The organism is Acinetobacter sp. V91_7 (assembly GCF_031799075.1).
GTDB lineage: Bacteria > Pseudomonadota > Gammaproteobacteria > Pseudomonadales > Moraxellaceae > Acinetobacter > Acinetobacter calcoaceticus.
This window is the reverse complement of record NZ_JAVQNT010000019.1, coordinates 13,902-29,143: the sequence shown is the minus strand read 5'-3', so window position 1 is coordinate 29,143 and position 15,242 is coordinate 13,902. Positions and strand designations below refer to the sequence as shown.

17 protein-coding genes and 3 pseudogenes are annotated in these 15,242 nt (G+C 35.3%); 16 read left to right on the top strand and 4 right to left on the bottom strand.

Annotated features, from left to right (window positions below; genetic code table 11):
* Positions 1 to 407: 407 nt before the first annotated feature.
* Positions 408 to 581: a hypothetical protein gene (locus RMB03_RS02720; RefSeq protein ID WP_311073676.1), complete on the top strand. Its 174-nt coding sequence runs from the start codon at positions 408 to 410 to the stop codon at positions 579 to 581.
* 57 nt (positions 582 to 638) lie between these two features.
* Here the strand turns inward: RMB03_RS02720 and RMB03_RS02715 are convergent, their stop codons facing one another.
* Both RMB03_RS02715 and RMB03_RS02710 read right to left on the bottom strand, forming a co-directional pair.
* Positions 639 to 1,700 carry a hypothetical protein gene (locus RMB03_RS02715; RefSeq protein ID WP_311073674.1) on the bottom strand — a complete coding sequence of 354 codons (1,062 nt, stop codon included), beginning with the start codon at positions 1,698 to 1,700 and terminating at the stop codon, positions 639 to 641.
* 1,243 nt (positions 1,701 to 2,943) lie between these two features.
* Positions 2,944 to 3,174, bottom strand: a complete 231-nt coding sequence (locus RMB03_RS02710) for an AlpA family phage regulatory protein (protein ID WP_311073672.1) — start codon at positions 3,172 to 3,174, stop codon at positions 2,944 to 2,946.
* Positions 3,175 to 3,723: 549 nt separating this feature from the next.
* On the opposite strand from RMB03_RS02710, the gene RMB03_RS02705 reads away from it, so the two are divergent.
* Together RMB03_RS02705 and RMB03_RS02700 are read left to right on the top strand one after the other, a co-directional pair.
* Complete coding sequence (locus tag RMB03_RS02705) at positions 3,724 to 4,599, top strand: inovirus-type Gp2 protein (RefSeq protein ID WP_311073670.1); 876 nt, start codon at positions 3,724 to 3,726, stop codon at positions 4,597 to 4,599.
* Between the two features lie 167 nt (positions 4,600 to 4,766).
* The gene (locus RMB03_RS02700; protein ID WP_311073669.1) at positions 4,767 to 5,675 is read left to right on the top strand and encodes a hypothetical protein; all 909 of its coding nucleotides are present in this window, start codon (positions 4,767 to 4,769) and stop codon (positions 5,673 to 5,675) included.
* 66 nt (positions 5,676 to 5,741) lie between these two features.
* Here the strand turns inward: RMB03_RS02700 and RMB03_RS02695 are convergent, their stop codons facing one another.
* Positions 5,742 to 5,963, bottom strand: a complete 222-nt coding sequence (locus RMB03_RS02695) for a hypothetical protein (protein ID WP_311073667.1) — start codon at positions 5,961 to 5,963, stop codon at positions 5,742 to 5,744.
* Positions 5,964 to 6,603: 640 nt separating this feature from the next.
* On the opposite strand from RMB03_RS02695, the gene RMB03_RS02690 reads away from it, so the two are divergent.
* The 13 genes and pseudogenes from RMB03_RS02690 (at position 6,604) to RMB03_RS02625 (ending at position 14,941) form a co-directional block, all read left to right on the top strand.
* Positions 6,604 to 6,867 (top strand): hypothetical protein, encoded by a 264-nt coding sequence (locus RMB03_RS02690; protein ID WP_311073665.1) that lies wholly within the window; start codon positions 6,604 to 6,606, stop codon positions 6,865 to 6,867.
* Between the two features lie 99 nt (positions 6,868 to 6,966).
* On the top strand, positions 6,967 to 7,113 hold the full coding sequence (locus RMB03_RS02685; RefSeq protein ID WP_311073663.1) for a hypothetical protein: 147 nt from the start codon (positions 6,967 to 6,969) through the stop codon (positions 7,111 to 7,113).
* Between the two features lie 70 nt (positions 7,114 to 7,183).
* A complete protein-coding gene (locus RMB03_RS02680; RefSeq protein WP_311073715.1) occupies positions 7,184 to 8,206 on the top strand; it encodes a molecular chaperone DnaJ in 1,023 nt (340 codons plus the stop codon).
* A gap of 81 nt (positions 8,207 to 8,287) precedes the next feature.
* Complete coding sequence (locus RMB03_RS02675; RefSeq protein ID WP_311073661.1) at positions 8,288 to 8,986, top strand: hypothetical protein; 699 nt, start codon at positions 8,288 to 8,290, stop codon at positions 8,984 to 8,986.
* Positions 8,987 to 9,046: 60 nt separating this feature from the next.
* Positions 9,047 to 9,376, top strand: coding sequence for a hypothetical protein (locus RMB03_RS02670; protein WP_311073659.1), 330 nt, complete (start codon positions 9,047 to 9,049; stop codon positions 9,374 to 9,376).
* A 92-nt stretch (positions 9,377 to 9,468) separates the two neighbouring features.
* Positions 9,469 to 9,762, top strand: coding sequence for a hypothetical protein (locus tag RMB03_RS02665; RefSeq protein ID WP_311073657.1), 294 nt, complete (start codon positions 9,469 to 9,471; stop codon positions 9,760 to 9,762).
* A 55-nt stretch (positions 9,763 to 9,817) separates the two neighbouring features.
* A pseudogene (locus tag RMB03_RS02660) lies at positions 9,818 to 10,862 on the top strand (DUF932 domain-containing protein).
* Positions 10,863 to 11,045: 183 nt separating this feature from the next.
* Positions 11,046 to 11,647, top strand: a pseudogene (locus tag RMB03_RS21035) (chromate transporter).
* A 389-nt stretch (positions 11,648 to 12,036) separates the two neighbouring features.
* A pseudogene (locus tag RMB03_RS02645) lies at positions 12,037 to 12,343 on the top strand (hypothetical protein); the annotation flags it as partial.
* A 320-nt stretch (positions 12,344 to 12,663) separates the two neighbouring features.
* Entirely contained in the window at positions 12,664 to 12,963 is a 300-nt protein-coding gene (locus RMB03_RS02640; protein WP_311073651.1) for a hypothetical protein, read from the top strand.
* 307 nt (positions 12,964 to 13,270) lie between these two features.
* The gene (locus RMB03_RS02635) at positions 13,271 to 13,606 is read left to right on the top strand and encodes a type II toxin-antitoxin system HicB family antitoxin (protein ID WP_311073650.1); all 336 of its coding nucleotides are present in this window, start codon (positions 13,271 to 13,273) and stop codon (positions 13,604 to 13,606) included.
* An 833-nt stretch (positions 13,607 to 14,439) separates the two neighbouring features.
* The gene (locus RMB03_RS02630; protein WP_311073648.1) at positions 14,440 to 14,658 is read left to right on the top strand and encodes a hypothetical protein; all 219 of its coding nucleotides are present in this window, start codon (positions 14,440 to 14,442) and stop codon (positions 14,656 to 14,658) included.
* A 151-nt stretch (positions 14,659 to 14,809) separates the two neighbouring features.
* On the top strand, positions 14,810 to 14,941 hold the full coding sequence (locus tag RMB03_RS02625; RefSeq protein ID WP_311073646.1) for a hypothetical protein: 132 nt from the start codon (positions 14,810 to 14,812) through the stop codon (positions 14,939 to 14,941).
* A 70-nt stretch (positions 14,942 to 15,011) separates the two neighbouring features.
* Here RMB03_RS02625 and RMB03_RS02620 read toward each other — a convergent pair whose 3' ends face one another.
* Positions 15,012 to 15,227, bottom strand: a complete 216-nt coding sequence (locus tag RMB03_RS02620) for a hypothetical protein (RefSeq protein ID WP_311073644.1) — start codon at positions 15,225 to 15,227, stop codon at positions 15,012 to 15,014.
* Between the last annotated feature and the right edge of the window lie 15 nt (positions 15,228 to 15,242).

The following is a 15,242-nucleotide window of genomic DNA, read 5'->3' as shown; positions in this document are numbered from 1 at the left end:
AAGCCTTTGTTTTTACATCGGCTTATTTTTTATCTATTATTTCTTCTCTGTAATTTGGCCTTCATGAAAACTTGGATTGGAATAGTTGAAATATCACCACTTTAAACGACTCTAGGTTTTTGGTTAAAATTCATCCATGTATTATTAAACTATCATTAATTCATTTTTAAAGTGAAGATACAAAGTCAAAAGTGCTTCTTTGTATAGTTAACTGTATTGGATAATTTTTCTTGCATAAGCTTTTGCGTGAAACTTAAGAATACTTCGAGGCCTAAGAATTTGTGTAAGTGAATCTAAAATGAACAATTGAAAAGATAAAGCATAGTGTAGCGTCATTTAGAGACGCATTACTCTTTTAATTATGAAATGAGTGATTAAACTCTTTTTCTAGAAAGGAGTTTAGCAATATGGGTAAAAATTTAGTGCGTCTTATGCAAAGTGAAGGGGAAGAAGCTACTTTGAATTGCCAGCGTGATTCAAATAATGAAATTATTAGAATCTTTGATTTAGAAGGTAATGTTCTTCCTCTAAATCAACGGACGCGTTGCGTAATTTGGAAATCTCAAGTTTGGTATTTTTGAGTGATTTAAACTTATAGTTTATAAAGAGCCAGCATTGTGTCTGGCTCTTTAATATTATTAATATTTAAATTTTCCATTCGAGTCTGTATATTTTGAATATTCTTGAGCTATTAATTCTTCAATAATATTTTCTTTTTTTGTATTTTTAAGCTCTGCCAATTTTTCGAGTTGTGTTTGAGCAGCTTTTGTTAATGGAAGATGATAAGGCTTTCTTAATTTTCCTGAATTCCTATAATTTTGCTGACTCCATGATTTTTTAATTTTTTCAAAAAATTTAAAAATGGCAATTTCTTCTTGAAAAAAAATAAGAATATTTATATTGTCAAGTATAATAAGTAGCTTATTATAAGGAGTAAAATTTTCCTCATTGAAATAAAAACCATGTTTCATATACATCCCCTTTTTTTCTAAATAATTGAAAATCCATTTTATCTGCTCAATGTTATTTGAATCTATCCAACTATAATATTTATCATTTTGTTTAATGCTAATTTCCCATTGTTCTCGAATTTTTTCTAGTAGTTTTAATTTTTTTTCTAAATTTATATTTAATAAATCTATATTATAAATTAAAATTTCATATTTATTTCCAGATGTTTTTTTGGGTAAAGGCAATGGTATAGATATATTTATCTGATAAGAAGTTGGTGTAAATGTATAATCTTCTGTTTTTTGGTTTTTTTCATCTTGCTTTTGCGGTATTTTAAATTTCAAAATATTATCAAAATATCTATTATTTTGAACTTTAATTGTAGTATCAAATGAGTTATTAATGGCTAGTTCCTTAAATTCATTTTGTATTTTTGAAAATACAAAATTAAGTTGACGTTCATTTTTCTGATTTATCCAACTTATATGGTTTAACTCCAATATTCTATTTATTTTTATTTTTTTAATTTGTATAAGGAGAGGTTCTAAATCATTATTTTTATTGAAAAGATCAGTTAAGTCTGTTTTTATTTTTTCAAGAGGGGGGAGTAATGGAGCAGTATGATTATCATAGTTGTACTGAATATTTGGTTCTAAGTCAGGTCTGAAGTACACCCAGAAAAATTCTAATTCGCGATTAGAGTTTTCAGAGAAAAAGGAAATACTTTCTTCTAAATAATCTTGTTTCATTATAAAATCTACTAAACTTAATTTCCCTAATTATAACGGGAAATACATAGAAAAACTGACAATAGAAAATAAAAAATATGTAGTTTTTTTGTAGAAATACAGTGGATTTACAGAGTTAATATTATTGTGATTTTATACAATGTGCTTGGTGCTTGGTGCTTGGTGCTTGGTGCTTGGTGCTTGGTGCTTGGTGCTTGGTGCTAGTTTGAATTCATGGGTCAGCTTTCTGAAGAATTTATTAGATACCTTTACTTGCATTTATCAATATTTGTAATTTTGTCGGAATATACGTTTTATTTCTAGAAAGAACAATTTCATACTAAACAGGAAAAGATCGGATAATTACTCAAAGTAAAAAATTAATTGGGTTGAGATTTTGAAAGATTAACTCACGTAGTGATACCTATTTGTGTGGTTGTTTTTATTATATTTTTAAATAATCATTGTACTCTTCTATTCAATTGATTATAGGTGTGAATTTAATGTTAGGCTTGAACTGGAATTCTGTTAAATTTTCTAAAATAACTATATAAAACAACTTTATTTTTCTGCAGTTACTTGATGAGTAAATGTAATTTGTAAGTTATTTTTTATGTTCACTATAATGTTGTGATTTTTTTGATATATTTTTATTGAGATTTTTAAAATTCTTTGTCATTGATTGTATTGGTCCTAAGATTTTATGAAAAAAATAAATTTAGAAATGTAATCTTTGATCTTTCTCTATTTGGAAATGAAATAGTAATAGTTGGGGGAAGGGAGGTGTCAAAATTATTGAAGGACTTCTGGTATATATAAATTTAATGAGTAATTTTCTGTCGATATTTTATGTAGTGAAGATTTATGCGAAACTCCTTATCTTTCTATCCTTGATGGTGATTCAAATTGTTTGGCTTATTATCTCAATAACAGGATGAGTAAGAGTGTTAAAAAAAGGGTGAAGATATAGCTTTTATGCTATTAAATGATTTTAGATAAATGAAAATAATTTAATTGTTCAATTAAATATTTTTTATACTTTAGGGAGAGTTATGAAAGAAGAAACTACTCTTCCAAAAATAAATCTGAAAAAGTATTTAAGAACTTAGTGCTTCTATTTAGCACATCGTGATCTTTACTGCATACGCTACTCTCTTCCCGTGTCTCAAAAATCTATAAGAGGGAAACTTAATTATAAAGAGAGAAACTCTTCTAAACGTAGATTTTCACAATAATTTATTATCGAACAAATGACTAACACAACTCAACGTTGTGCTAGCTTTGATTCAATCCATATGTTGAGTTCTAACGCTGACCATCCTACGCGGTTTGTAGTTAAGCGAATTTGCTTAGGGAATGATGAATCGTAATATTCAGATTTTGGATCTAACAGGTTATAAATAGTTGCTCGACTGAGACCAGTGAAATCAATAACCTGTCTTAGGTTGATGATTTTATTCATTACAAAGACAGTTTGGTTTGTTGACGCATTCATGGTTTATTCCTTTCAAAATAATGCGTGCGTTTTGCACATACCATGAGCAACCCAATAAAAAATAAATGCTGGAGTATAAGAGGTTCCCTGATTTAGATTCAGTAGATCTCCGTTAGGGAGTTATATAACTTCAGTTTTACTTAGATTGATACGAAGGGATTTGTTGTAACTTTAGCTTGCTATGGATCTCATTTCTTGTAAGGCTTTCCTATCAGATGAACCTTCTTATTCTTCATAATGTCGTGAGAAGAATTTGTTTCCAGTGGCAGGTATATTAATTATTCTTGTCTAGTACTCTTATCTATTGGATTCATTCTTATCTAATACATAGATCTATTCTTACCTAAGACAATTAATCCATTTCAGTGTTAGTAGCTCAACATATAAATATGTATCTAGAAATCTATTCTCCTGTAGCTTAAGTGAAGAACTAATTCACCTTATTCAAACTATCTAAGCTCAATGCCTAAAAGCATAGAGCAAGTAATCACCATTAAAAAATAATCGATATGACTTACCTATGATTTAAACTTAACTTAGGTAAATACAATGTCTAACCAAGCTCAAACTCTCATTGCAATTGAAAGCTTCATCGAGAGAATCCAGAATAATCAAATCAGTAATGATCAGATTCTTAGAGAGTTACAAGAACTGATTCCCGCCTTTCATATTCAGTATTGTCCGAATGTGTGGTACAGCCAACACATTCAAATTTTTATTTGTTTAATTCACTTAATCGAGAGTTATTTACAAGGGCAAAGCTATGATGGATTAGATATGCTCCTAGAGCATCAAGTGGTGACTTTACGTCAAGTAATACAAACCAATTACTCCAATGTTCTTAATGAGTGTCATGCATTTCAAATGCAAGAGCTACGGAATCAACAACGCCTAACTGAATATATTAAGTGCGTTTTACAGCATAAATCCCGCTCTTTGATTGTACGCGTAGATTTGAAGTATCCAGATCATGTACAGAGTTTAGTAAATATCCAGTTATTTGATCAGCACATGAAAATTCTCCGTAATCGGATTTCAAATGGTGACCGTTGTTTTTCTAATTTAGAGGGGTTTGTTTGGGCATTAGAGCAGGGTGGACACTCAGCGGGATTCCATTGCCATTTAATGCTGATTTACGATGGACATAAACACCAGAATGATTTTGGTCTTGCTTTAGCTGTTGGGAATTATTGGCAAGAGATTACGAATGGGCTAGGTACTTTCTATACACCCAATGAACCTACTACCAAAGCTCGATTTGAAGAAAAAGGGACTTTAGCTCTTGGTCGTATTGAGAGAGCTAATACTCAGCAATGTCAGAATGTGATTGCATATATCCCTTATTTTGCTACTCCAGAAAAATACGATCAGCGATTGCGTGTCAAACTTAATTCGGGTAGTAGGACCTTTGGAACAGGACAGTAATTGATAAAAACTAAGGTTTAAAATTGAATAGAACTCACTTCACTTCGGTGGGGTGGGTTCTGTTAATGCGTAATGATCAAAGAGTTACTTATCTCTTATTTAGACAGAAAATAAAAAATTATCGAGTTGGTCTTCTTATGTAATTCAACCAAATTGGGAGACGTTAGATGAATTTAGCTACTCTTGAACATCAAGTAATTGTTCGCTTTGAACGTGATATTCATAGCCTTTTTAAAGCTATAAAGCTCAATAAAGAAGACATGGATATCGAGTATTGGCTTATTGTATTCAGTGCTTATATCGATGAATGGTATTACATCATGCAGTATTATATACATGCTGATTTTAGGATATGGATTCAAGAATTTAGAGAGTGTTATTTAGCAGTATTGCTTGAAAGAAACCTAAGAAGTTTTAAAACTGACAATACAGAATTAGCAAAAGAAATTATTGATTCGATATTACAACGATTAATTATTCGTTTCAGAACAGTAGCTTTTGCTGAAAAGTTAAAGTTTATTCATGAAGTGCATAGCAAGCGTGTAGAGCGAGAAATTGAGAAATATCATCAAGCGACTGCTCATTATTATCAATTAAGAATAGTCACACTTGGATTAGGCTACGACCAGAATATTGCTGATGCTATCCCTATTTGTACCATGGCTCAACATATCCTGACTTTTGAAAAACGAATTAAGAGAGATCGTCTATTAAAAGTAGGGCTTCGCTATGATTATCAAAGAGTCATGCATTTTTCTCAAAAAAATCAGTACATGATGTTGTTTGTGATGGTTTTTGATGAGAATGTAATTAAAGATTATCACTATATCCTTTCAAGAATCTGTGCAATATGGCAGGAAGTTGCAGGTATGGTTGGAGAAGTGTTCGGTATCGAAAAGTTCAAGAAGCTGCACAGTAATGATGAAATTGAAGCATTTACTTGGGAATTGCAAGATCCTGTTGATGACTTGGAAACTATGCTGAGAACGACATTCGGTACAACTGAACCAGAGAGTAGAGAACTACGAGTCTGGCTTCATGGTTTCAATTCATGGAAGAGTAATGTGATGAGATGACAGTAAAACTGTATCTAAAAGCTGCTAGGAGTTGATTTACTTATTTGTAGATCAACTCTTATAACTTTAATGATTTTTAGACTTTAATAATTGCAGCGCAAGGTTATATGCAACTGGTTTGGAAATAGATTCAGCCACAAAGTAAGATTGAGGAGGTGTGAAATCAAGGGATTGTTTACGGTACAGTGTTAGTTTACCAGTCTGTTTATCACAGAAGGTAAATTCATTAGAGGGGTGGGAATACTCCTGACCATATAGGGGGCCACCAATACATTTCAACCGTAACATTTTCCCTCCTGAAGCACTTTCATCCTGAAATTATAAGTTAGTTTAATATCTGGAATCATGTCTATGATTCTTAAAAACAACAAAATAGTATTGTAATTGTGTGCTTAATATTCATTAGCTAAATTTACTTAATGATCCGGTTAAAAAACTAATCTAATGAAAAATAATAAATATCTTCGCATTAAATAATCGGTACGAAGTTGACACCTTAAATATTGCACATTATCCTTTGCGTGCTGGCCTACATTGCCAGTTGGTCGTCGCGGACCATTCTTAGGAGTATTAAAGGTTTTACTTTTAGTACTCAGCCCCTCGTGCCCCCTCTCTGCGGTGGAACGGGAGGGGGACACCTTCGGGTGTGCTGGCCCTAAGACCAGTCCGCGAACCCTTTCTCGTTCTGCCACCATAATTCTCGAATGCTTTGGCAGAACTCCCAATATAAAGGAGTTGGCTATGCATATTCTTTTTATAACGCCTGATTAGTTTTTAATAGGGTTTGATGAACTTTTAGTTGATCAAGCTTTAGGTCTTTTCGTCTAAAAATTTAACTTTAAAAATATGTCATGTGAGCTACGCCGTGGCAGGGCTTCGTATTGCCTAAAAAAGCCTAAGCTCCATGACGACGTCATTGGATAAAACGATGAAAAATAAAATTTTGATGGGTTTGGTGGGTGTCAGTGTTCTGATGATTACTGGTTGTTCTTCTGATTTCGAAAAAGGTATGAAACAAAGCTGTAGGAATACAGGAGGTAGTCGCAGTTTCTGTTCCTGCTTCTACGACAGGATGGAAGAACATTATGGCAAAGAGAGGCTGGAGGCGATTGGCATGATGCAAGTCAGGATGCCAGAGGATTTCGAAGAGGTATCTTTTAAGTCTGGTCAGCAATGTGCACATAAACTTTAGAGCTCGTATTCACATTAAATCTTAGTTTGTCTTTTGATCTCACCTGCTGCCATAGGGCAGGGGGGTGAACAGGCTTATCTAAAAAATGAGGAATTTATAATGAAACATCCATTGATTGGCCTTTATTTCACCATTGTGATTGGTTATTGGCTGTATTTGATTTGGCAGTACCCTATTTATTCTCGTTCATATTCTTTGGGTCGGGCACTTGTTTGGCCTGCTGATTTTCTACGTTGGTTGTTTTAGTACCTAAATTTAGGAGGTTGCCATGACAATCATATCGAGAGAATCCCTCCAGAAAAGTCGTTGGATGATGATGCTAAGAGCGAGTGACAATATTTATTTTGCCCCTGCTATTCCATATAAAAAATTGCAAGGGGCTATGAGTTATCTCTCTCAAGGTATTCATCCAGATGAAATCCTCATGTTGATTGACGATACGGTATTTGGCAGTGCTAAAGCTGGACTTTGTATAACGGCGACTGGACTCTTTTATAAAGAAAGCTTTGGAGATGATGCTGCTTATCATTTTAAAAATATTAATCATGTCGAAGCAGATATTGGGGTCATTAATCATGGCATCGTACTGAATCGGATGGAAACTTTGACCTTTACCCAACTGGATAAGGGAACAGTACGAACATTGGCTTCATTCTTAAATGAAGTCTGTCAGGGACAAACAGAAACTGATCGGGCCCCACCACAGATTGATGCAGAACTTAAGGTAATTATTGATCTGTTTGCTTATTTCATCACATTCAATATGGGTAGATGGAATGCTGAATCTAGTCATGCAATATCAAATCATTTTGCAAAGCTGAATAATGAAGCATCACCGCACTATATTAAAAGTTTACTGACTGAACATCCCAACTTTGAATATGAAGATTTATTGCATCGCTTTGCAGAACTTAAAGATGTGCTGGCTTACAAGCTTCGTACGGAGATGATCGAACAACTGGTTTATGCAATGGCACTGGGTCAGGTTGAACAGACTCAAGCTGATCTTTTTATGACTCATTTGTGTCGTGTATCCAATGTTTCTAAAGCCGTATTTCCTGATCTGGTCAAAATTATCTATCAATGTCTGGCTGATGAAAAGCAGGCTAATGCTCCAGCGTTGAATAGTGAACAGCAACATGCATGCAAACTTCTTGATATTCAGCCTCAATTACTGACTGAACAGGTCTTGCAATCTGCTTACCGAAAAAAGATGGCTGAGTTTCATCCGGATAAATACCAAAGTTTACCTGAATCTGTTCGTCAGTTGATCGAAAGCCAAGCACAGCAATTGAATGAAGCATGGACTCTATTAAAAAGCTATTTGGGCAATAACTGAAAATAAAGAATTTTTACTTACATATTACCCCAGTGAAGGCAGCCCTAAAGCGCCGTATATCCTCTATTTCAAGGTAATGATATGAATATGATAAAGAACAGCACTAACTCAACTAAAAAGATATCACCGTTATATTGGTTGTTAACTGTAGTGATGATGGTTGTACTGATTGCAGGCGGTATTTTATTTAATCAACATCAAAAACGACAAACTGAACTTCAGTTAGCACAATTAGCTTTAGAACAATCTAAGGTACAAAATCAATCTGCCACAACACAAGCAGCATCAGAACCCGCTGAATCAGGTTTCACCGGAATTGAAAGTATGGTGGAAAACCCGGAATCAGAATCTACTCATTCACAAGCTGAGGACGAAGTGGTTGCAGGTGCAATAGCAGCTGTTGATCAGGCAAAAGCACAAGATGCGAATATAGGAAAGCTCAGTTCAGAAGTTGATGGTGAGTACCATGAAGGAAAAACCTTAAGCTCCAATGCTTCTCGCTATGGCTTAAAGCCAATCAAAACTGCGCCTAGTGATTTAAAGTCAACCATCCCGAATATTGATCAAATGCTAGCGTCACACCTCATGAATGTATGGGGCCGTTCAAGTCCGGATCAGGTGAGTAAGCGAGTAGAAGGATGGAGCCAGCAAGGCAATACCATGACCTATCGTGCTGCATGGGATTCTGACCGTTATCAATGTACTTGGTATGTGGTGAGTTGGGATAAGAACAGCAATCAAGTCCTTAACGAAGGATACCAGTCATGTTTTGGTCACTAACTTAAATAGCCTTTTAGTATTTATTGAATGATTACTTTTATTTACATCAGAGAAAAGATTATGAACTTTATTAAATTTATCACTTGTGGAATTTTAAGCCTTTCAATCAGTTCTATTGCCTTTGCTAAAACTGAGCAGGTTACACTTAAAGCCAATCTTTATTACGGTGAAGAATCAGTTGTATTTCCAACCACTAAAGGTGAAGTCATTTTAAATAGCTACGCCATACCAGCTAAAGTCGTTCCACAAGTTAAACCTTTTAAGAAAGGTCAGTGTTTAGAAATCAAATCGAAACATGGTTTCTTTAAAGACACTGGAGATGGGCAATATATTCAAAGTATCCAGCCTTGTACTAAGAAAGGTTTAGCGACTCCAAAAGTCACTCGTTAATCAGACATTCATCTAAAACGATATAAAGCTCAATCAAACCACAAGCATCTGCTTGTGGTTTTTTCATGCCTTTTATTTAGGAGGATAACTAAATGCATCAATGTCCTTACTGCCATTCGCGACATCTGAAATTACTACGACAGTCGGAGCAAACCCACCAAAGTGTATTTGCAAAACTTTCATCTTTCTCACCGATGTCTCTCGCAGCAGCCTGTATGCAATTGTCAAAGCGCAGTCCTATTCACCCACTAGTCGGTGGCTTTGTTGGTTTAGTTGTAGGGGGCATGTTTCTGCTCTACGTCCAGCATCAAGACAACACGGTGATGTTGCATTACCAGTGTGAGCAATGTCTGGAACACTTTGAAATCAAACAGTCGAGTTTTTAGTAACTCTTATTTTTACAAAATTCAAATTATTAAAATTAATTAAAGGAAATCAATCATGGCACATCAAGTTGAATCAATGGCATTCGTTGGTCAAACCCCTTGGCATGGTTTAGGGAATCAACTGATCCGAAACCAACCTATAGAAGTATGGGCACAGCAGGCGGGTATGGACTATGGACTGGCGAATTGAATCATCCAATGTCAGCTATATGGCAAAGAATGAACGTGGACAAAGCATCATCATGCCGTATGAAGATCAGAGAGTCCTTTATCGGTCAGATACTCATGAACCGTTATCGGTTGTGAGTCAGCGCTATCAGGAGGTACAACCGATGGAGATATTAAACTTCTATAAAGACCTGACAGAACAATCAGGGTTTGAATTGGAAACAGCAGGAGTACTCAAAGGTGGCCGTAAGTTCTGGGCACTGGCTAGGACAGGACAATCGGCAGCGTTAAAAGGAAAAGATGTTAGCAATGGCTATATTTTATTGGCTACGGCCTGTGATGGCACATTGGCCACCACGGCACAATTCACCAGTGTTCGAGTGGTATGTAATAACACCTTGAGTATTGCGATACGAGGACAAAACAGTGGAGAGGGTGTAGTAAAAGTACCGCACAGTACCAAGTTTGATGCAGAAAAGATCAAGCAGCAGCTGGGTATTTCTATTAAAACCTGGGATGAGCATATGTATGAAATGAAGCAGCTCAGCCAGCGTAAGGTAACTCAGCAGGAAGCTGCGGCTTACTTTGATGCGGTGTTTAATAACACAACTTTGAGTGTCACAGACCAAGAAGAAAGTATTATTCAGTACTATCTTAAAGCAGCATCCATGGACAAAAAATCAAACTCCAAATCTGAACCAAATGGCCGCGCCATGTCGAAGGCTATGGAAATGTTCAATGGGCAGGGGCGGGGAGCTGAGTTAAGTTCAGCGAAAGATACGGCTTATGGTCTGCTTTGTAGTCTTACCGAATATATTGATCATGAGCGGCGTGCGATTTCAACGGATCACCGAATGAATTCAGCATGGTTTGGTGCTGGAGCCAATATCAAACAACGCGGGTTAGAACAGGCATTAAGAATGGTGTCTTGATATAACATCTATTCATTTTACTTTAGGCTTGATGATTTAGCCTAAGTCTATCAATGACATTACGTCTTAAAATTAAGTATATCTTCCGGCATATCTACAAAGGTGTGCTTTTAAAATTTAGGAGAAACGTAGTTATTAGTGAGACTAGCACTAGCTTTACTAAGCCAGTGCTAGCTTATATTAATGAAAGTTACATTGATTTTTTTCTTTAGTTTACTGCCGATATTGCCTTTATTGGTCTCAATCACTCATAACCATCTCATCATGTTGATAGATAGTTTTTATAGGGCTGGGGCATTGGTTTTTGGTAGTGGGCATGTTCTATTACCGCTTTTACAGGCATCAGTGGTCGGTGAGGGGTGGGTTACCAATGATACTTTTCTAGTGGGTTATGGTGCAGTACAGGCTGTACTTGGTCCCTTATTCACTTTTGCTGCATATCTTGGGGCTGTTGCCCAACCCGCACCCAATGGCTGGTTAGGTGGAGTTATTACCCTAATCGTGATTTTTTGCCTGCATTTCTGCTTGTGTTTGGTGTAGTACCTTTCTGGCAGAAAATACGTCATTATCCTGCTGTACAACGTGCAATGATGGGAGCTAATGCTGTGGTCGTCGGTATCTTGTTGGCGGCGTTTTATCATCCAGTTTGGACGAGCGCGATACTGAGACCTATTGATTTTGCCTTAGCCGTAACGGCATTTTTGTTATTGACGTTTTGGAAATTACCACCTTGGCTTGTAGTTTTATTGGGTGCATTGGCAGGCATTGTAACGGTACAATTCTAATGAGAAAGCGATAACTTACTAGGATGAATATTCCTATATTCTCAAAGAGCTAGTGATTGTTTAGGCTAAGACTAGTTCTGGTTTGTTTTGTACAGTAATGAAGCGATGGAGAAAACGTACGGGCAAAATAGCTTAAAGAAGTGCTTCTATCATCCTTACGATGGTCCCCACGATCTTTAGAAGAGTTATCGGCTGAAAGCCCATTTAATTATAATTTAATTAGGGAAACAAAGTCATAAAATGGATGTTTTTAACTTATTGAAAACCTGAAACTTATTGAAATTTTGAAAATTAGCTCGACTCTGAAAATATTACGTTACTCATATTTTAAAATCTAGCTAATTTTTGATTTAATCATTATGAAAAGCTGCACTAACTCATTGATAGAAGGAGATACGGTTTTAGCAACACACTTAAGAGCCTGCGGAATCGATTTTGAGCAAGAATATGAATTCCATCCAAAACGCAAATGGAGAGCTGATTTTCTGATTATAGGTGCAAAGATTCTGGTTGAGGTCGAAGGCTGTATTTGGATGGCTGGAGGTGGACGCCATACGAAGGGGGAAAGATTATATCGGGGACATGGAAAAATACAACGAAGCAGCAATGATGGGTTTTACAGTTTTATGGTTCAGTACAGAGCAAGTGAAGTTGGGCGTGGCAATTAAACAAGTTGAGCAATTGGTAGGTAAAAAATGGATCAAAGTTGTTGTGATGTTCTATGTTGAATTTAAGTCAGAAGAGACTATCGCTAAGAAGCTTAGCATATCTGAATTCGCTGTAGCGCGTGATAAGATGCTAGGAATGGTTCGCCTCGCTACTAAATATCAATTTAAAAGTCGCTTATAGGAGCTTGAAAGTCAGGGTGTACTTTGATGTTATAGTGACCTTAGTGTGTGGCTCACTGACTTATTCAAAGCTCATCAAATGATGGGCTTTTTTATGGGCATTTGAAATTGGATTTTTAATGAATAGGGGGATTAGAATGGCAAAAAAGAAATCTAGTGGGAACGGTTATGAGAAAAATTATATTAATCTGCTTGATTGCTTTTGGAACTGCTGGGTGTACATCCAATGAACTTCAAGAAACTCAGTCAGATATAGAGCCTATTAAAAGTACTTATTGTCTTCCCATTGAGGCAGAAAAACTTTTAGGTCAACTTGTTCTAAGTGAAGACGATTTAAAAAGAAGAACTAATGCTGGAGTTATTCTAATCTCTTATAGAGGTGAACCTGTTAGTTCAGATTTGCGATATGATAGGTTGAGCATTGTGATAAATAGCGAATCAAAGATCATTTATGCAGCTTGTGTTTAAGGTTGGAACTATATCTAGAAGAGATCTTGGGTATTGCAATTTAATATTATTTTTATCACAAATTATTAAAATACAGGGAATTACTAGAGAAACTGGGAAATGTTAAGAATACATCTCCTTATAAAGACTTGGCGATTTTACTGAATCAACTTGGTTATGACAAGCGAGAAATGGCTAGATTAAGAATACGTTTCTTTAATACCATAACTAAAAGTATGATTTTATTGCATAGGCCGCACTCCGAGAATGAAATTAAGGGTGGTGCTTTAAAGGCCGTCAAGCAAGCACTGAAACAGGAGGGTTTGTTATGAGTTATTTAAAATACAAAGGTTATCTTGGGACGATTGAGCCAGATATTGAAACAGGTGAATTATTCGGCAAGTTAGCTTTTATTCGTGATTTGGTTACATATGAAGCGGAAACATTAAAAGAACTTGAAAGGGAGTTTCAATTTTCTGTGGATGGGTATTTAGCATCATGTGCGGAATTGGGTAAGTCTCCTGAACAACCACTTAAAGGAACGTTCAATGTGTGTATCCCTCCTGAATTGCACCGTAAAGCTGTGATGGCTGCAGGTGATAGTAGCTTGAATGCATTTGTTAGTGAAGCAATCAGTGAAAAGTTGGTGCGATTATACGATTAGATGCTTGACTGTACAGCACGCTTTGTCTACATCTTTGATACGGTGAGGAAGTTATAAGTGTTGCACCTATTTGATTTTTAAGCTCGCCAAAAAGTGGGCTTTTTTGTTGCAATGAAAAATGTTTTCCAGCTAGGAAACTTTAAGTGAAATAAGTTACGTGTTTTGCGATTACATGTTTAATTTGTGATGAAGTTTGCATTTATTGAATGGTTTTTTAGGCATTTCTCGCTTATGATGTGAATGGATACTTATTTTATTCACATGAGTTTATGCCCGTAGCCATCCGTAGATGCGGGCTTTTTTAATTATTGTATTTAAAATACTATAGATAACAAGAACCCTCAATGATCAGCGCAAATGTCATAAGGGGAAGCCTACTCGATGAGTAGGCTTTTTTATTCTGGATATAAAAATAAAAGAACTCGGCACTTTGGGGATGCCGAGTTCCGGTTGAGCCTGAACTGGATAAACACTTTTGAGGAGAGAATGATGCTGATCAGTCACGTATCAGAACATTTGCCAGTTCAAGAACAAATTATCAAGATATAATTTATTGCACAAGATAACAATTTATACAAAATACGTGTAATACGTCACAAAATTTTGCACATATTAACTTACATCTTATAATTATTGGATGGGTGCAGTATTGAAAATCATTTTAGGTGTTCGTTGTGTATAGTCTTTTATTAAAGTATTAATTACTTTACAAGAGAGGTTGAAGGCTATGATATATCCTTTGGGAAGGAAGCTAGAAATTTTATGAATAAACTCAAGAGCCATTAAGTAGACTGGTCTGATACTATCTGGATGAAGGGCTAAGGAGTGGGATTATGATTTTAAGTTTTTTAAAGGAAGATTATCTTAAGCAAGGGACGAAGCCATCTCAACTTTTAATCAGCTATGATATTTATTATGAAATTTTAAAGGGAGATGGAGCTATACAAAGTTGTTATAAGTTAGATAAGGAGGGAAAACTAGGGATCGATATTTGTGGGTGTCAAGTTTATGTGGTGGATTACCTTGATTCACCCTTTAAGTGGTTAGTTTAAACCATTCAATCTTTGCTGATCCATCCTTAGTAACTTTAATTCAGCAAAACCCCGCTAAATATCGATTATTGGCGGTTTTTTTTCTTTTATATCATTTCATTGTAAATAAATATGAGGATCCCATTATTGTGAATGGGTGACGGAGTTGGTTATGAGTAAATTAATGAGTGCAAAAGAACGTGCGGATGCGTTGGAAGGATATATTGGTGAAGACCTAGATAATAGTATTGATACACTTTATGATTTTGTCCATGTACAGCGCATTAAAAAGGTTGTTGTATAAATTCAGGAAGACAAGCTTCCTGAATTTGAAAAGCACTTATTTAAATTTTTCAAGAAGCATGGTTATAAGGCTATGATCGATTCTTAGCATTCTTGATCTCTTGTAGTACTTTGGGATCTATTTTCATAGCTTTCTTTTGGGCTTTAAAAGTAACTTCAATTTCTTTTAATGCTTGAATATAGGTTGAAATTAAGAATGATGCATCAATTACAGAATCCTTACTTTCATTAGCAATTTTAATTTTAGTTAACTCTAAAGCTAGAATTTCTTTAGTTTCAGTTTTCATGTTTTCTCCAATATT